This is a genomic window from Paracoccus maritimus (assembly GCF_025195095.1).
Lineage (GTDB): Bacteria > Pseudomonadota > Alphaproteobacteria > Rhodobacterales > Rhodobacteraceae > Paracoccus > Paracoccus maritimus.
Genome location: NZ_JANAVZ010000008.1, coordinates 76,597 through 92,880 on the forward strand (window position 1 = coordinate 76,597; position 16,284 = coordinate 92,880).

16 protein-coding genes are annotated in these 16,284 nt (G+C 62.6%); 6 read left to right on the forward strand and 10 right to left on the reverse strand.

Going from position 1 to position 16,284, the window contains the following annotated elements; genetic code table 11:
• Positions 1-35: 35 nt before the first annotated feature.
• Positions 36-989, reverse strand: a complete 954-nt coding sequence (locus MU516_RS14270) for an FkbM family methyltransferase (protein ID WP_260277945.1) — start codon at positions 987-989, stop codon at positions 36-38.
• A gap of 128 nt (positions 990-1,117) precedes the next feature.
• Positions 1,118-1,903 (reverse strand): exodeoxyribonuclease III, encoded by a 786-nt coding sequence (locus MU516_RS14275; protein ID WP_260277946.1) that lies wholly within the window; start codon positions 1,901-1,903, stop codon positions 1,118-1,120.
• A gap of 145 nt (positions 1,904-2,048) precedes the next feature.
• Here MU516_RS14275 and MU516_RS14280 point away from each other — a divergent pair, with 145 nt between their 5' ends.
• Together MU516_RS14280 and MU516_RS14285 are read left to right on the forward strand one after the other, a co-directional pair.
• Entirely contained in the window at positions 2,049-3,365 is a 1,317-nt protein-coding gene (locus tag MU516_RS14280; protein WP_260277947.1) for an MFS transporter, read from the forward strand.
• A 53-nt stretch (positions 3,366-3,418) separates the two neighbouring features.
• A complete protein-coding gene (locus MU516_RS14285; RefSeq protein WP_260277948.1) occupies positions 3,419-4,393 on the forward strand; it encodes a glutathione S-transferase family protein in 975 nt (324 codons plus the stop codon).
• Between the two features lie 347 nt (positions 4,394-4,740).
• Here MU516_RS14285 and MU516_RS14290 read toward each other — a convergent pair whose 3' ends face one another.
• From MU516_RS14290 to pqqA, 8 genes are all read right to left on the reverse strand, one after another.
• Positions 4,741-5,736, reverse strand: coding sequence for a Hint domain-containing protein (locus tag MU516_RS14290; protein WP_260277949.1), 996 nt, complete (start codon positions 5,734-5,736; stop codon positions 4,741-4,743).
• A 274-nt stretch (positions 5,737-6,010) separates the two neighbouring features.
• Entirely contained in the window at positions 6,011-6,661 is a 651-nt protein-coding gene (locus MU516_RS14295) for a DMT family transporter (protein ID WP_260277950.1), read from the reverse strand.
• Between the two features lie 756 nt (positions 6,662-7,417).
• The gene (locus tag MU516_RS14300; RefSeq protein ID WP_260277951.1) at positions 7,418-8,194 is read right to left on the reverse strand and encodes a quinoprotein dehydrogenase-associated SoxYZ-like carrier; all 777 of its coding nucleotides are present in this window, start codon (positions 8,192-8,194) and stop codon (positions 7,418-7,420) included.
• A 4-nt stretch (positions 8,195-8,198) separates the two neighbouring features.
• Positions 8,199-9,272, reverse strand: coding sequence for a pyrroloquinoline quinone biosynthesis protein PqqE (pqqE, locus tag MU516_RS14305; RefSeq protein ID WP_425606865.1), 1,074 nt, complete (start codon positions 9,270-9,272; stop codon positions 8,199-8,201).
• A 71-nt stretch (positions 9,273-9,343) separates the two neighbouring features.
• The gene (gene pqqD / locus MU516_RS14310; RefSeq protein WP_260277954.1) at positions 9,344-9,637 is read right to left on the reverse strand and encodes a pyrroloquinoline quinone biosynthesis peptide chaperone PqqD; all 294 of its coding nucleotides are present in this window, start codon (positions 9,635-9,637) and stop codon (positions 9,344-9,346) included.
• A complete protein-coding gene (pqqC, locus tag MU516_RS14315; RefSeq protein ID WP_260277955.1) occupies positions 9,637-10,386 on the reverse strand; it encodes a pyrroloquinoline-quinone synthase PqqC in 750 nt (249 codons plus the stop codon). Before pqqC ends, pqqD begins: the two co-directional genes overlap by 1 nt.
• Positions 10,383-11,264, reverse strand: a complete 882-nt coding sequence (pqqB, locus tag MU516_RS14320) for a pyrroloquinoline quinone biosynthesis protein PqqB (RefSeq protein ID WP_260277956.1) — start codon at positions 11,262-11,264, stop codon at positions 10,383-10,385. The genes pqqC and pqqB overlap by 4 nt, the downstream gene beginning before the upstream one ends.
• 72 nt (positions 11,265-11,336) lie before the next feature.
• Positions 11,337-11,429: a pyrroloquinoline quinone precursor peptide PqqA gene (gene pqqA, locus MU516_RS14325; RefSeq protein WP_043131127.1), complete on the reverse strand. Its 93-nt coding sequence runs from the start codon at positions 11,427-11,429 to the stop codon at positions 11,337-11,339.
• A gap of 142 nt (positions 11,430-11,571) precedes the next feature.
• Between pqqA and MU516_RS14330 the strand changes: the two genes are divergently transcribed.
• The 4 genes from MU516_RS14330 (at position 11,572) to MU516_RS14345 (ending at position 16,279) form a co-directional block, all read left to right on the forward strand.
• The gene (locus MU516_RS14330) at positions 11,572-12,630 is read left to right on the forward strand and encodes a quinoprotein relay system zinc metallohydrolase 2 (protein ID WP_260277958.1); all 1,059 of its coding nucleotides are present in this window, start codon (positions 11,572-11,574) and stop codon (positions 12,628-12,630) included.
• A 90-nt stretch (positions 12,631-12,720) separates the two neighbouring features.
• Positions 12,721-14,076: an ABC transporter substrate-binding protein gene (locus MU516_RS14335; protein ID WP_425606862.1), complete on the forward strand. Its 1,356-nt coding sequence runs from the start codon at positions 12,721-12,723 to the stop codon at positions 14,074-14,076.
• A gap of 74 nt (positions 14,077-14,150) precedes the next feature.
• On the forward strand, positions 14,151-15,146 hold the full coding sequence (locus tag MU516_RS14340; RefSeq protein ID WP_260277959.1) for a carbohydrate ABC transporter permease: 996 nt from the start codon (positions 14,151-14,153) through the stop codon (positions 15,144-15,146).
• The gene (locus MU516_RS14345) at positions 15,146-16,279 is read left to right on the forward strand and encodes a carbohydrate ABC transporter permease (protein WP_260277960.1); all 1,134 of its coding nucleotides are present in this window, start codon (positions 15,146-15,148) and stop codon (positions 16,277-16,279) included. Before MU516_RS14340 ends, MU516_RS14345 begins: the two co-directional genes overlap by 1 nt.
• The last annotated feature ends 5 nt before the right edge of the window (positions 16,280-16,284 follow it).

The following is a 16,284-nucleotide window of genomic DNA, read 5'->3' on the forward strand; positions in this document are numbered from 1 at the left end:
CGGACCAGCTCGCGGACATCAGACGAACCGATAGATCACATGCCGGCCCGCTGATGGCGCGGGATGGCGAACAGGACCATTTCGCGCGGCAGCCAGTGATAATGCCGCAACTTGAAACTGTACCAAAGCCCGTAACTGTCGATCAGCCCCGGAATCCGGAATATGTCGCTTGGCCTGTGATAGATTGCGACCATGCAGGTCGGGCGATGGTTCCGCAACGTATTGACGGCACCACGAAGGGCATCAACCTCGGACCCTTCGATATCGAATTTCATGAAATTGACCTGCCGGATCTTTTCCTTCCTGACGAAGCTGTCAATCGTGGTCAGCTTCAATTCCGCCTTGTCCTGCGGGTCCTCGACATTGCCGACCGATGGACGTGTTCTAGACCCTTGCAGCGCGAATTCGACCGTCTTCTCGCGTTCGGCGACGCCCAGATTGACCGCCGTGATCGACGGATACGCGGCGCAGTTCTGGCTGACGACCGGGAACAGCCGGGGACTTGGTTCGAACGTATATACGCGGCCGGTATCGCCGACCAGCTTGGCGAACTGTATCGCGTTGTTCCCGTTGAAAGAGCCGATATCAAACACGACATCGCCGGCTTGCGGCTGGACCACGTCTTCGATCACATAACCTTTCAGGACATTGGTTTCGATGACCTCATCCAGACTCTCGCTCACGGTGCCGCCGGGCTCTTTCATCAGCGCATCCGCCCTGGATCTGTAGTCCTGCCAGCGCTGTTCGTTGTGAACACCCCGAAACGCCCGAAAACGTTTGAACCTGTCCGCCTTGCCCATCTCGCGCGATATCTGCCCGGCCAGATACCAATGGAACAGCGATCGCGACAGGTCGTCGTCTAAGCGGTCATGAAGCTCGTTGATCGAATCCCAATTCTCAAGAAGTTGTTCGACCCATCTCAGCGGACGGTCGCTTGTATCCGCCAATACCTGAAAGGCCAGCCGAAGGATCTTGGTTCTGGGGTCCATACCGCGCCTGTCCTTCCCGATGATCTGAAATCTGGAATAGCTACAGGTTCAGTCTGGCCTCAAGACCGACAGATGTCACGGCTCGTGATGCGGTTGCGGTTTCCGGTCCGCACCGCGCGAGTTCTGGCCTACAGATCGAAGCTGGCAAAGACCGGAACGTGGTCGCTGGGTTTTTCCCATCCGCGCAGATCGCGCAGCACGCGGCTGCCGTGACCCGCATTGGCGATATCGGGGCTGGCCCAGATATGGTCCAGACGCCGCCCGCGATCCGAGGCGTCCCAGTCGCGGTTGCGATAACTCCACCATGAATAAAGCTGGCCTTCGGGGATGTCCTGGCGGGTGATGTCCACCCATTTGCCCGCGTCCTGCGCGGCCAGCAGATGTTCGACCTCGATGGGGGTGTGGCTGACGACCTTCAGAAGCTGCTTGTGCGACCAGACATCGTCCTCGCGCGGGGCGATGTTGAAATCGCCGACCATGATCGCGCGTTCGGGCCGGTCGGCATGGAACACGTCGCGCATCTCGGACACGAAATCCAGCTTCTGGCCGAACTTCTCGTTCACCTCGCGGTCGGGCACGTCGCCGCCGGCGGGAATGTACATGTTGTGGATGGTGACGCCGTTTTCCAGCCGTGCCGCGACATGCCGGGCATGGCCAAGCCGGGCATAGTCGCGATCGCCCGCATCGGTGATCGGCAGCCGCGACAGGATCGCCACGCCGTTGTACCCCTTTTGCCCGCGCGCCACGATATGGCCATAGCCAAGCGCCCGGAACTGATCCATCGGGATCTTCTCGACCGGCGACTTGCATTCCTGCAGGCACAGGATGTCGGGGGCCTCGTCGCGCAGAAGCCGGGCGACCAGATCCTCGCGCAGGCGGACCGAATTGATGTTCCATGTGGCCAGTGTGAACATGCGGATCTCCTTTCGCCGCGCGACCCTAGCCCTGCCGCCACGGGGTGTCGAGCCGATGCCGCGGCGCCGCAACAAATCCTTGGTATTCCGGCATGGGGGGCGCTACGCAGTCTTACAGGCAAGGCGACCGGCAAGGGGCAAGGCGATGCGGCTGACCGTGGACGAAGCACTGGCGCGTGGCGGAACCGGGCGGTTCCAGTGGCGGCTTCTGGGAATATTCGGGCTGGTCTGGGCGGCCGACGCGATGCAGGTGATCGCGGTCGGCTTCGCCGCGCCATCGGTCGCCGCGACCTTCGGCATCGACCGGGTCACGGCGTTCCAGATCGGCACGGTGTTCTTCCTTGGCATGTTCGTCGGCGCCTGGGGGTTCGGGCGGCTGGCCGACCGGATCGGCCGGCGCAACCTGCTGATCCTGACCGTCGGCATGGACGCGGTGTTCGGCCTTGCCTCGGTCTTCGCGCAGGATTTCACCCTGCTTCTGGTCCTGCGCTTCCTGACCGGCGCCGCGGTGGGCGGTACGCTGCCGGTCGATTACGCGATGATGGCCGAATTCCTGCCGCCCAAGAATCGCGGCCGCTGGCTGGTGTGGCTGGAAGGGTTCTGGGCCGTCGGCACCATCGTCATCGCGCTGACCGCGTGGATCGCCGCCGCCAACGGGGCAGTGGCCCCGTGGCGCTGGATCTTTGCCGTTGCGGCGTTCCCGGCGCTGATCGGGATCTTCCTGCGCATCTGGGTGCCGGAATCGCCCATGTATCTGGTCCGCAAGGGTCGTGCGGACCAGGCGCGCGCGGTCATCGACCGGGTGCTGGCCGCCAACGGGACGCAGGCCCTGCCGCGTGACGCCGAACTGGTCCCCGCCCCGGTGCCCGCAGGGGCGGAAAGCTCGATCTTCGCGCCGCTTCTGCGCAGCCGCACCATCGGCGTGCTGGCGGTCTGGTTCCTCGTCTCGCTGTCCTATTACGGGGTCTTCGTCTGGGTGCCGGGACAACTGGCGACCGACGGATTCGGCTTCGTGCGCGGCTACGGATTCCTGGTCATCCTGGCGCTGGCGCAGATCCCCGGCTACGCGCTGGCGGCCTGGGGGGTCGAGGCGGTGGGCCGCCGCGCGACGTTGATGGGGTTCCTGATCCTCAGCGCGGCGGGCTGCGCGCTGTTCACCATGGCCTCGGGCACCGCGATGGTCGCCACCGCCCTGATCCTGATGAGCTTTGCGTTGCTGGGCACCTGGGGCGCGCTGTATGCCTTTACCCCCGAACTTTACCCGACTCATCTGCGTGGCACCGGCATGGGCACGGCCAGCGCGATGGCCCGGCTTGGCGGGATCCTGGCGCCCAGCCTGCTGGCCGTCGTCTTCGCGCGCGGCTTCGGGGTGGCCATCGGGGTCTTCGCGGTCCTGCTGCTGCTGGCGGCGGCGGCGCTGCTGCTGGTCAGGGCCGAAACCCGCGATCAGGCCATCGGTTAGACGAAACCGCAGCGCATCCCCGACCGTTGTGTTGCGAAACGGAGGACATGACGATGGGCCAGCTGGTTGACGGCGTCTGGAAGGACGAATGGTACGACACCGACGCGCATGACGGCGAATTCGTTCGCGACAGCGCGAAATACCGCAGTTGGGTGACGGCCGACGGCACGCCCGGCCCGACCGGCGACGGCGGGTTCAAGGCCGAAACCGGGCGTTATCACCTCTATGTCTCCTACGCCTGCCCGTGGGCGCATCGGGCGCTGATCTTCCGCGCGCTGAAGGATCTGACCGACCATATCCAGGTCTCGGCGGTCCATCCCGACATGCTGTCCGAGGGCTGGGAATTCCGCCAGGACTTTCCCGGCGCGACCGGCGACCTTCTGTTCGACAGCGCCTACATGCGCGACATCTATCTGCGCGCGAACCCCAAGGCGTCCGGTCGCGTCACCGTGCCGGTTCTGTGGGACCGTGAACGCGACACGATCGTGTCGAACGAAAGCGCCGACATCATCCGCATGTTCAATTCCGCCTTCGACGGGATCACCGGCAACGACGACGATTACTGGCCGGAACATCTGCGCGACCAGATCGAACAGGTGAACGCTCGCATCTACGACACCGTGAACAACGGCGTCTACAAGGCCGGCTTCGCGACCTCGCAGGCCGCCTATGACAGGGCGGTCACGCCGCTGTTCGACAGCCTCGACTGGATCGAGGGGCTGCTGGCCCGGACCCGCTATCTGACCGGCCAGCGCATCACCGAGGCCGACTGGCGCCTGTTCACCACCATCGCCCGCTTCGATCCGGTCTATCACACGCATTTCAAATGCAACCGCCGCCGCGTCGTCGACTATCCGAACCTGTGGGGCTGGGCGCGTGAACTGTATCAATGGCCCGGCGTCGCGCCCACCGTCCGCCCCGACCATTTCGTGCGCCACTACTACTACAGCCACGACACGGTGAACCCGCACCGCATCATCCCCATCGGCCCCGACGAGGACTGGACCGCCCCGCACGGCAGGGGCTAAGCGGGCCTGCACGGGCAGCTAAGGGCTGGCCGGCGTTGCGTCTGCCAGCGGGAACCACCGTGGGCCGGCCCCACTGCGACCGAATCCCTGCAGGGCTGCTTGTGTCTGCGATCAACCCTGCAAACCATGCGTTCGCGGATCTGACGTCGCACGCAGCGCGCGCGTGTACAGCCTGTTCACCGCTTGCGCCCCTTTCACGACCGCAGCGCCGCGCAGCAGGCGGCCTGGGCAATAGCCCGACTGTGGCAATGGCGGGCGCGACGTGAAGGAAACTAGAATTTATCTATGCGGTTACAACGCTGGTTTTCTGCAATTGCAGTATTGATCTAAATCGGCACCAATCATCTCTAATCGTTTGCATAATGCCGTGTTTCCAGAAGCGGTTTCTTGTTTTTCAAATGACGCGCGACAAGCTTTTTTTGCATCTTGCCACAGGGAAGCTCTCGTGCCGGTTTCGGCTTGTAATCCAAGTTGGCGATATCGGGGAAGATCAGGTTTATTTCATCACGGGCCTCCTGTGAAATGGAGGCCAGGGCTTCAGGTCCTGTGTACAAGCTTTCGGTCGGCGCGCCCTCCGCAAAGATCACTTGGTGCTGGTCAAAGAGAAGGTGAAAATATTCAACCTCTGTTACGCTCTCGTCCACGTAGATGCCCGGAAATTCGGTCAACTTGATCGCTGATACCAGTACGTCGGTTGTTCCGAAAATTCGTTCGGTCGTACTCGACGACACCAGCATTCTATGCTGGCGAGACACAAGCAAATCACGCTTTGGCAGACCCTGTCCCAATGCTGCAGCCACGATCCGGACGGGCCTAAGCTTGGGGTTTTCAGACAATTCCCGCGCTGAATATGATTTTCTAATGATCGTCCGTAGCTCAGCAAATTGACCAGAGCAATTTTTGATAAGGTCGCCTGCGCTTAAATTTTCCACATCAACCAAGCCATTGGATGACAAGATACTGGTACCAGCAACAAAGCACGGCGGCCCTAGCGAAGACGTGGAAGTTGGACCCTGACTATTTACGAAGGTCGAGCCAGAGAATGACGACGTCTGCAGAACACTGCCGTCGGTGGGCGTAAACAAGACGCGTCCATCAGCAAGAAAGAAGGTGGTTCCAACTATTGTCGCACTTCCTCCGCCCGGTAAAATTGCAGTTACCGTATCACCGGGCCAGGACTGTTCAATGTCCACACCATCAATCGAGTCGTCGCCAAATCTTGAGACCAGATCGTTATCGTTCTGGTCAACTATGTCAAAAAATGAAACACTTAAAGTGCTTCCGACCGAAGGCGGATTTGCCGGGTCGATCAGCCAAAACTGCTCCGTGTATGTCGTAGGCATTGCACCCTTTCATCGTTAGACCAACCTCTAAGCAGGCCGGTACCACGGCAGACTAGCAGAACAACGACCTGCGACGGCGCGGATGCGGCCAAGGTCTGCGATTTTGCGCGAAATTTGTTAACTCTTTGTCACATCCGGCATTTTCGCGACAGGTTGGGTCTCCTGTCAAGCGAGATGCATTGGCGTATCAACCTGAGATTGTATCTTGAAACGAATTTCTGGAATTTGGCGAAATTGGTCGGTCAGCATATGATTTAATCGCAACGATCGAATGCTAGCCGGCCTGTGGCCGCGATCGATGTCGGGATGGCCAAACCTCAAGCACGCCCGCGCACAGAACCAGACCGCCGCCCAGGATTTCCAAGGGCGCAAGGTGTTCCGCAGCAAGGGCAGCAGCCGAGACGGCGCCAACGATGACTTCGGTCATCAACAGGATCCCGACACGGGCAGGTTCAAGCCGTATGGTTGCCCACATCAGGCATCCTATTGAAAGTCCCCACCACAGTGCACCGGTGACAAACGCTGTTCCAAGCGGTTCGATCATGTCCAGAACATGCAGCCCGCTTGGGACAGGTTCGAGGAACGGTGCGAGCACAAGTGTTGCGGCGGCCCCAGTGGCGAACACGAAGGCCGATGGGCCGGGTCCAAGTGTTGACCGCGCACGCATTCCCGTCGTCCCGACCGACCAGAGAATACCGGCGACGAGCGCCATCCATTCCCCCGGGCCGCGCGGTATCGGCAGTTCTCCGTCAGCGCTGAGCATGACGATCAGCCCGGCCAAACCTGTCAGAATTGCCAGCACCCGAAGGCGCGACGTCTCCCAGCCCATCACATAGCGACCGATCAGCGTGCTCCAGACCGGGGTCAGGAAATAAAGTAGGATGATGATCGCGACCCGGCCGTAGATGAAGCCGACCGAATACAAGGCGAAAGCCGCGCCACCCATTGCGACCGAAACAATCGCGAGTCGGTCAGAGCACGCGATTTCCTTCCGTCGCGCGATTGCAAACGGACACAGGCAGCACGCGGCGGCGATCGTTATCGCAACCGTTCCCCAGGCTCCCGGCAGACCCATTTCGGAAATCGAGCGCACCGGCAGCCAATACAGTCCCCACAAGGCGCCTGTAAAAACCACAATGGCAGTTGCCAGGATTGCTTCACGCTGATGGGTCATGAGAGTCGAATGGTCAGTAAAATTGGACCAGCAAATCGTTATCCTAGCCAAGCCTACCGTTCAACGCCGCGCACCGCATCCAAGGGATTTTCGCGTGCCCCAAGAAGTTGGATCGACAGCAGCTTCTTCGCCGGGCCGCTTCCTGCGCCTCTGTTGCGTGGCAGGCGGGTCGTGCAACGCGCGCAAGCGGTGTACAGGCTGTGCACGCCCTGTGCGCGACCCGTGGACGCTGTGTGATCCGCGAAACGCAGCATTTGCAGGGATTTTCGCGATCCAGCCGAAATCGCATGCATCGCGCAACGCGCGCACCCGTTGCGCGGTTCTGAGCCGAAAGATCCTGAAACGCGAAACCCCGGCGCGGGAAACGCCGGGGCATCAGAGAGAGAGGGTGTGGCCGCATCCGCCGACCACTGGGCTTCGGTGGTCTAACGCCCGCCACGCGGGGCGGTTCCACAAAGAAACATATGCGCGAATTCCTGCCGTGACCGGCGTCGTTGGATGCCGCCGTCAGCCGGAAACGTCGAAGCTCTGATCCCAGATATTGCCATCGACATCCTCGGCATGGACCCGGATCGGCTGGCCGTTCGGGCGATATGCAAAGCGGAACACCGGGTCTTCACTGACCGAAATGCCGGCCTTCATCGCGAACAGCAGATCGTCGCCCTGCCGCACCTCGAGCCGGTCGATGAAATTCGCGGGAATGTTCAGCAGTGTCACCTGATCGCGCTGCAGCCCCGAGAACATCGGATGCCGGATCATCAGCGTGCCGATGTTCCGGCCGTCCGCTTCGGCGGTTTTCCAGCGCATCTGGCCCTTGCTGGCCTCGACCGCAGCCATGTCCTTGCCGGCGGGGGCCGAACAGCCGCCCGAGGCCTTGACGAACCGACCGGCCATGATCTTGCCGCCGTCCGCCCGAGTGCCGATCGCGCGCACGTCGGAATAGGCGTCCACGCGAACCCGCACCTCGAAATCCAGCGGCATCAGCGCGTCGCCGAAGCTGTATTCGGCGGCGACGGGGGCCGGATTCTCGTCGATGACCAGGGTCAGCTCGGTCAGGGGCGCAGCGTCCGGGGCCTGAGTCAGCCGGATCGGCACGATGGCCGCATCGTTGGCACGGAAGGGCGCGTCCAGATCCAGCGCGGTGGCGTCGATCGGCGGTTCCTCGTTCAGCCCGACGACCGATTCACGCAGGTCGTTCCAGGTTTCCGAGGGCAGCAAGGGGTTGTCCTGCGCGAATGCGGGCGAGGCCAGCAGAAGCGCCGCGGCGGTAAGCCATGCCTTCATCACTTCATCCTCCCTTTTTCATGCGCCGGTAGATGAATTCTGCCGTATCGGCGGCCGCATCCTCCTCGGCCCGCGCGACGACCTGCGCATGCAGCGGTGATTTCGAACAGACCGGATCGGTCGCCCGCGCATCGCCCGCCAAGGCCATAGCTTGACACCGACAGCCGCCGAAATCCACGGTTTTCCGCTCACAAGACCGGCATGGTTCGGGCATCCATTCGGTGCCGCGAAAGGCGTTGAAGGCGTCGGACAGGTTCCAGATGTCGGACAGGCACCGGTCGCGGACATTGTCGAACCGCATCCAGTCGATGGATTGGGCGGCATGACAGGGCAGGACCGATCCATCCGGCGCCACGTTCAGACCGGTGCTGCCCCAGCCGCCCATGCAGGCCTTGGGGTAGATCGCATGATGATCGGCGGGCACATAGTCGATGACCATGCGGCCGCGCAGCCGCAGCCGGGATTCGTTGACGATGCGGCGAGCGAAGGCGGCCTGTTCCTGCGTCGGCATCAGCGCGGCCCGGTTCAGGTCTGCCCATCCATGAAACTGGACCGTCGCCACCTCGATCCGCCGCGCGCCCAGGTGTTCGGCCAGATCGATCATGTCGGGCAGGCGCTCCATGTTCTGGCGGTGAACGACGGCATTGATGGTCAGCGGAAAGCCGATTTCGGTGACCCAGTCGGCGAAGCCCATCTTCTTGTCCCACGACCCCGGATGGCCGCTGATCCGGTCGGCCATATCGGGGCGGATCCCCTGCAGGGACAGCTGAACATGATCGACACCCGCGCGGTCCAGTTCCAGCAGCCTGTCACGCGTGATGCCGATCCCCGAGGTGATCAGATTGACGTAAAGCCCCGCGTCGCGGGCGCTGGCGACGATCTGGGCCAGGTCGCGGCGCGCGCCGGGTTCGCCGCCCGATATATGGACCTGCAGGACGCCCAGATCGGCGGCCTCGCGGAATACCCGCGCCCAATCCTCGGCCGGCAATTCCTGCGCGGCACGGGTCAGTTCGACCGGGTTGGAACAATAGGGACAGGCCAGGGGGCAGCGGTGGGTGATCTCGGCCAGCATCGCCATGGGCAGGCCGGGCGTGACCGGGTTGCCGTCAAGGTCCCTTGGCTGAACGGGGGGCTGGCCGGGAAGATCCTTCATGTCGCCTCCTTCAGAAAAACCATGCGGCGTTCAATCAGGCCGGTCAGGAAATCGCGGATATCGCCCGCGATCTGATCCTGCGGTGCGTTGTAGCGCGCGGCGAGATCAGCAGCGATCTGGGACATGCTGCGCGCGCCGTCCAGTTCCGACAGGATCGCATCGCCGATCGGGTCCAGCTGCATGGCCCGTTCGGGCGCCTGCAGCACGCGAATGCCGCGCACCCGGTCGCCCTGCAGCCGCACGCCGCGCGGCAGATAGGGAATGTCGGTTGGTTCGATCAGCGGTTCCATCAGGCCATGCCCTCGCCGGGCCGCCAGGCGCCGGGCGGGATGTTGCCTTCGACATAGCCGTGCCACAGCGCGTCCAGCTGCGCCCACAGCACATCGGTCTTGAAGATCAGCGCGGCGGCGGCGGCGTCCTGCTTTTCCTTGGTGTCGGCGTTGGTCAGAACGTAGTCGAGCCCGAATTTCACGTCCTCGGGCGCCTCGGTCAGGCGCTTCTTGAAATAGGCCAGGCTGGTGTCGTCGGCGAAATCGTAATGGGCCAGCAGCCCCTCGATCCGCTGCGCGTGGATCCGTGGCGCGAACAACTCGGTCAGGCTGGCTGCAACGGCATCCAGCAGGGGCATGTCGCGCACGAAGCGCACATAGGCGTCCACGGCAAAGCGCGTGGCGGGCATGATGCCCGTGCCGCCGGCGACATAGTCGGGGTCCAGCCCGACGGCCTGCGCCAACGCCAGCCAGCGACGGATGCCGCCGCCTTCGGTCGTTCCGCCGTCGTGATCCTCGATCCGCTTGCGCCAGGCCCGGCGCAGCGCGGGATCCTCGACGCGCGACATGAAGGCCGCGTCCTTCATCGGGATGCGGGACTGATACATCCAGCGATTGATGACCCAGGCGCGCACCTCGTCGGGGGTGCATTGCCCGCCATGCAGGCGGGCGTGGAACGGGTGGCGATCGTGATAACGCTCGGCCCCGATGGCACGCAGCCGGGCCTCGAAATCCTCGCGCGATTGCGGGCCGTCATTGATGTCCTTCACAGCGTGATCTCCATACCGTCGCGGCCGATTTGCCATCCCCGCGCCTCGGCCCGTGCCGTCTCGGCGCTGGCCGGATCGGTCAGCGGGTTCGAATTGTTCATGTGGACGAAGACGCGCCGCCCGACAGGCACCCCGTCCAGCGCGGCGATCGTGTCGCTGGCGGCCATATGACCCATGCGGCGGCCGGTCTTGCGGCCCAGCCCCGCCCGGATCATCTCGTCATCCTGCCACAGCGTGCCGTCGAACAGCAGTGCATCGGCGTCCTTGATCCTTGCCGACAGCCAATCGGGCATCTCGGCGCAGCCGGGAATGTAAAGGGCGCGCCGACCGTTCGCTGCCAGTTCGACGCCCACGGTCGTCTCGCCCATCAGCCCGGTCTCGACGACCTCGCCTTCCTGATACAGCGGCACCTTTCCGGGCACGGCGAACAGGGTCGCGGTCAGGCCCGGCGCCAGGTCGATGGCCTGATCCAGCGCGACGGCCCTGCGCGGCACCAGATTCGGCTGCAGCGCGGCCAGCATCGGGTTCTGCGCCAGCGCGTCGTGAATGGCGGCGGTCGCAAAAAGATCGAAGGGCTGGCTTTCGCGCAGTGTCAGCAGACCCGCGACATGGTCGATATCGCCGTTCGTCACCAGAACCGCGCGCAACGGCATGTCGCGCGGCCCGGTTGGATGCAGCGCAGGCGTAGCCGCCAGTTGCATCCTGATATCGGGCGAGGCGTTCAGGATCGCCCAGTGCCGCCCATCGGCGCTGACCGCGATCGAACTTTGCGTCATTGACGGGATGCGACCCGCGCGCGCAGCATCGCAATTTCGGCAACCGCAGTTCCACTGCGGCAAACCTCCTCCTGCGGCTGCGCCTAGAATGATGATGTGCATATCGGTCCAGACGAAACGGCCCTGCCCGAATAGGTCGGACAGGGCCGGTTTTGCCTCTGTTCTATCAACTGATCAGAACAGGACGGGCTCGTCCTCGGCCGGAGCGTACATGTTGATTTCCATGCCGCAGGCGATTTCCTTAAGGATCGGTTTCGTCCATGCCATTCTTGCTTCTCCTCCAATAGCTGGAGCCGCAGAAATCGCGGCTGGATTTAATGTTAGATGAGGGGCAGGATGAATCAACACGACTAAGGTCGCAGTCACGGGAATTTGGCTGCGTGCGACCGTAGATCGGGAAGGTTCGGCAATGTTCCATCTGATCCTGACTGCCTGCCTTGCTGGACCATCCGCGCCCTGCGTGCCGATTCTCCTGCCTCAGGGTGATGCCGCTTCCGGGCCTGCCTGCATGCAGGGCGCCGCGCGAATCAGCAAGGACTGGTTGGACCGTCATTCCGAGCTGGTCGCCGCCGGGACAGAATGCGTGCCGACCGAAAATCTGCCCGCGCTGGATCTGCAGCAGGTCGCGCCAGGGGTATTTGCGTTCTTCGGCCGGCCCGTGCAGCTTGAAGACAGCACCGATGGCAGGATCGCCAATCTGGGGGTGGTGATCGGGCAGGATTCGGTGGCGGTCATCGACACGGGTGTGTCGCGGATGCAGGGCCAGCAGTTTTATACGGCGATCCGTCGGCTGACGCCGAAGCCGGTCAGCCATGTCATCCTGACCCACATGCATCCCGATCATGTTCTGGGAACTTCGGTCTTTCAGGAAGCCGGGGCGCAGGTGCTGGGCCATCACGCCCTGCCGCTGGCCCTACAGATGCGGGCGGGCGGGTATCTGGAGAACATCGCGCGGCTTCTGCCGCCCGAAGAGGTTCTGGGAACCGAAATCGTGCTGCCCGACGCGACCGTTCAGGATAGTCTGCGGATCGATCTGGGGGGGCGGTCGCTGCTGCTGCGCGCGGAACAGACGGCACATACCGACAACGATCTGACAGCATTCGATGACACGACCGGGACGCTGTTCTCGGGCGATCTGATCTTTCGTGAATTGACCCCGATCATCGACGGATCGTTGACCGGCTGGATGGACTGGATCGCAGCCCCGCCGCAGCCTGAGCCGCGCGTAATCGTGCCCGGCCACGGAGACGTTGCCCGTGAATGGCGGCAGGCGACCTCACCACAAGCGGATTTTTTGAAAGCGCTTGCGGATGTGACACGATCGCAGATAGATGCCGGGGCGCCGCTTTCTGAGGCCGTCGGAATCATCGTTAATAATTTGAATTATATGAATAAAAATTGGAATTCCTTCCCAGCCTCGGTTGCCCGAGATGCAACGGCTGCATACAAAGAGCTGGAGTGGGAATGATAAGCGTTTGACAGCTTCGCCGAAGTTGTTGATTGATCAAGGCAAGGGTCGGAAACTGAACATGATTCTGGCCTGACAAGGGAGGAAAAATTGAAGTCAGTATTTTTCATGACAGCCGCGGCCGCCGCGCTGTCGTCGGGGGCGGTCTGCGCGCAGATGGTCATCGAGCCGGGCAGCGACGATCGCATCGACTGGCAGAGCCTTGAAGACTTCAAGGCGGCGCACGGCGATCTGGACGGGCAATCCTTCACCATTCTCGGTCCCTGGCTGGGTGCGGACCAGGAACTGTTCACGTCGATCCTGCCCTATTTCCAAGAGGCAACCGGGGCGGTGGCCAAGTATTCGGGGTCTGACAGCTTCGAACAGCAGATCGTGATCGACAGCGAAGCGGGCTCGCCGCCCGATGTCGCCGTGTTCCCGCAGCCCGGGCTTGCCGCCGACCTTGCCAAGAAGGGGCATCTGACCCCGCTGGGGGACGAGACGGCACAATGGGTGCGTGACAACTATGCCGCCGGTGACAGTTGGGCCAGGCTTGGCACCTATGCCGGACAGGATGGCGCGGAACATTTCTACGCCTTCCCCTACAAGGCCGACGTGAAGTCCCTGGTCTGGTATGTCCCCGAGAATTTCGAGGATGCCGGATACGAGGTTCCCGAAACCTACGAGGATCTGAAGGCGCTGACCGAACAGATCGCCGCGGATGGCGAAACGCCATGGTGCATCGGACTGGGATCGGGTGGCGCGACGGGGTGGCCCGCGACCGACTGGGTCGAGGATCTGATGCTGCGCATCAACACGCCCGAGGATTACGACGCCTGGACGACCAACGCTCTGCCGTTCAACGATCCAAAGGTGGTCGCGGCGATTGATGAATTCGGCTGGTTCGCGAAGAACGACGACTATGTGTCCGGTGGCAGCGCGGCGGTCGCCTCGACCGATTTCCGCGACAGCCCGAAGGGTTTGTTCGAAAGCCCACCTGCCTGCTACATGCATCGTCAGGCCAGCTTCATTCCGTCGTTCTTCCCCGAGGGAACTGAAATCGGGCTGGATGTCGATTTCTTCTACTTCCCGGCGCCGGCGGATGGCAGCCTTGGTCAGCCGGTCCTGGGCGGCGGGACGCTGTTCTCGGTGCTGTCGGACAACCCTGCCGCGCTGGCATTCGTCGATTTCCTGAAGACGCCCGCCGCGCACGAGATCTGGATGGCGCAGAAAGGGTTCCTGACCCCGCATACCGGCGTCAACACCGACGCCTACGGTGACGAGACCCTGAAGAAGATGGGTCAGATCCTGCTGGATGCGACGACCTTCCGCTTTGACGGATCGGACCTGATGCCCGGCGCCATCGGTGCGGGGGCGTTCTGGACCGGGATGGTCGATTTCGTCGGCGGTAAGCCCGCCGAAGCGGTGGCCGATCAGATCCAGCAGACCTGGGACACGATCAAGTAAAGACCTCGGTCGCATGACAAGGCTCTGGCGCGGCCACCGCGCCGGACCACAAGAAAATCCGGGGGGATTGAGGGATGGAACTGTTCTGGCTGGCGATCAGCACGATCGTGATTGGCGTATTCGGCTGCGTTGCGTGGTTCTGGGGATCGAACATGGTCCTGGACGCGATCTACCCGCCGCGCGGCGAGAATGCAGGCGACAATATCCGCAGGGCGAACCAGGTGCGGCCATGGCTGTTTCTGGGGCCGGCGCTGCTGTTTCTGGGCCTGTATCTGGTCTATCCGGTGATCGACAGCCTGTGGCGATCGCTGCACAACGCCGACGGCAGCCGCTTTGTCGGCGGGTCCAACTACAGCTGGCTTCTTGGCGACGGCAAGTTTCGCGAGTCCATGCGCAACAACATGCTGTGGCTGCTGGTCGTGCCGGCCCTGTCCACATTTTTCGGGCTGATCGCAGCGCAGCTGACCGACCGGATCAAATGGGGCAATATCGGCAAGTCGCTGATCTTCATGCCGATGGCGATCAGTTTCGTCGGCGCCGGCGTGATCTGGAAATTCATCTATGAATACCGCGCCCCGGACGAGACGCAGATCGGCCTGCTGAACTGGATCGTGACCAAGCTGGGCGGCGATCCGCAGATCTGGCTGACGCTGCTTCCGTGGAACAACTTCTTCCTGATGATCGTGCTGGTCTGGATCCAGACCGGGTTCGCCATGGTGATCCTGTCCGCCGCCTTGCGCGGCATCCCCGAGGAAACCATCGAGGCCGCGATCCTGGACGGCGCCTCGCCGATGCAGGTTTTCATGAAGATCAAGGTGCCGCAGATCATGGGCACCATCGCCGTGGTCTGGACCACCATCACCATCGTCGTGCTGAAGGTCTTCGATATCGTGTTCGTGATGACCAACGGCCAGTGGGGCACGCAGGTGCTGGCGAACCTGATGTATGACTGGATGTTCCGCGGCAGCCCCGATTACGGGCGCGGTTCGGCCATCGCTATCGTCCTGATGATCCTGGTCACGCCGATCATGGTCTGGAACATCCGCAACGCACGCAAGGAGGTCCGCTGATGGAGGGCATGGCAGGACAGAAATCGTCGCTGACATGGGCGGTCAACATCGCGGCCTTCCTGCTGGTGCTGGCATGGACGATCCCGACACTGGGCCTGTTCGTGTCGTCGTTCCGCGATCGCGACCAGATCGCGTCAACCGGCTGGTGGCAGTCATTTTCGGGGTCCGAACAGACCGGCTTCGTTCGGACCGGCACCGATGACGACGCGACGCAGGTCGATGGCATGTATGTCATCGAAGGCAATGTGCTTGAGGGCGAGCAGAGCCTGATCGCCTGGGGCACCGGTGCCCGGCAGCCGGCAGAATTCCAGCCGGGCGAGACGACCCAGATCGAGGACGGCTGGGATCTGACGGTGAACGAGGACGGCAGCTATCGCCTGAGTTCGGCCGAACCGTTCGAGATGCGGCGAGGCGAACGGATCTTCACCACCACCGAGGTGCCACCGAAATTCACCACCGCGAATTATCGGCGCGTTCTGACGGCCGAAGGGCTTGGCCGGGCCTTCATGAACACCATGACGGTGACGATCCCGGCGACGGTGATCCCGATCCTGATCGCAGCCTTCGCGGCCTATGCGCTGGCGTGGATGGAATTTCCGGGCAGGGCGATCTTGACCGCTGCGGTCGTCGGGCTGCTGGTCGTGCCGCTGCAGGTGTCGCTGATCCCGCTGTTGCGGCTGCACAATGATCTGGGCATCGGCAAGGGCTATCTGGGGATCTGGCTGGCGCATACGGGCTTTGGTTTACCATTGGCGGTCTATCTGCTGCGAAACTACATGGTCGGCCTGCCGCGCGAGGTGATCGAAAGCGCCCGAGTCGATGGCGCGACCGAATTCCAGATCTTCCGCCGCATCATCCTGCCGCTGTCGTTCCCCGCGCTGGCCAGTTTCGCGATCTTCCAGTTCCTGTGGGTCTGGAACGACCTGCTGGTGGCGACTGTCTTCCTGGGCAACACCCGCGAACAACTGGTCATGACCGGGGTGTTGCGCGAACTGATGGGATCGAAGGGCGGCGAATGGGAAATCCTTGCGACATCTGCGTTCATCTCGATCGCGGTGCCGCTGATCGTATTCTTCGCAATGCAGAAATATCTGGTCCGCGGGCTGCTGGCCGGATCGGTGAAAGGTGGCTGACTTGA

What these genes read in the sequence shown, in the direction of transcription:
- MU516_RS14270 (WP_260277945.1), bottom strand. Translation starts at nt 989, where the DNA reads ATGGACCCCAGAACCAAGATCCTTCGGCTGGCCTTTCAGGTATTGGCG.
- MU516_RS14275 (WP_260277946.1), bottom strand. Translation starts at nt 1,903, where the DNA reads ATGTTCACACTGGCCACATGGAACATCAATTCGGTCCGCCTGCGCGAG.
- MU516_RS14280 (WP_260277947.1), top strand. Translation starts at nt 2,049, where the DNA reads ATGCGGCTGACCGTGGACGAAGCACTGGCGCGTGGCGGAACCGGGCGG.
- MU516_RS14285 (WP_260277948.1), top strand. Translation starts at nt 3,419, where the DNA reads ATGGGCCAGCTGGTTGACGGCGTCTGGAAGGACGAATGGTACGACACC.
- MU516_RS14290 (WP_260277949.1), bottom strand. Translation starts at nt 5,736, where the DNA reads ATGCCTACGACATACACGGAGCAGTTTTGGCTGATCGACCCGGCAAAT.
- MU516_RS14300 (WP_260277951.1), bottom strand. Translation starts at nt 8,194, where the DNA reads ATGAAGGCATGGCTTACCGCCGCGGCGCTTCTGCTGGCCTCGCCCGCA.
- pqqE (WP_425606865.1), bottom strand. Translation starts at nt 9,272, where the DNA reads ATGGCGATGCTGGCCGAGATCACCCACCGCTGCCCCCTGGCCTGTCCC.
- pqqD (WP_260277954.1), bottom strand. Translation starts at nt 9,637, where the DNA reads ATGGAACCGCTGATCGAACCAACCGACATTCCCTATCTGCCGCGCGGC.
- pqqB (WP_260277956.1), bottom strand. Translation starts at nt 11,264, where the DNA reads ATGCACATCATCATTCTAGGCGCAGCCGCAGGAGGAGGTTTGCCGCAG.
- pqqA (WP_043131127.1), bottom strand. Translation starts at nt 11,429, where the DNA reads ATGGCATGGACGAAACCGATCCTTAAGGAAATCGCCTGCGGCATGGAA.
- MU516_RS14330 (WP_260277958.1), top strand. Translation starts at nt 11,572, where the DNA reads ATGTTCCATCTGATCCTGACTGCCTGCCTTGCTGGACCATCCGCGCCC.
- MU516_RS14340 (WP_260277959.1), top strand. Translation starts at nt 14,151, where the DNA reads ATGGAACTGTTCTGGCTGGCGATCAGCACGATCGTGATTGGCGTATTC.
- MU516_RS14345 (WP_260277960.1), top strand. Translation starts at nt 15,146, where the DNA reads ATGGAGGGCATGGCAGGACAGAAATCGTCGCTGACATGGGCGGTCAAC.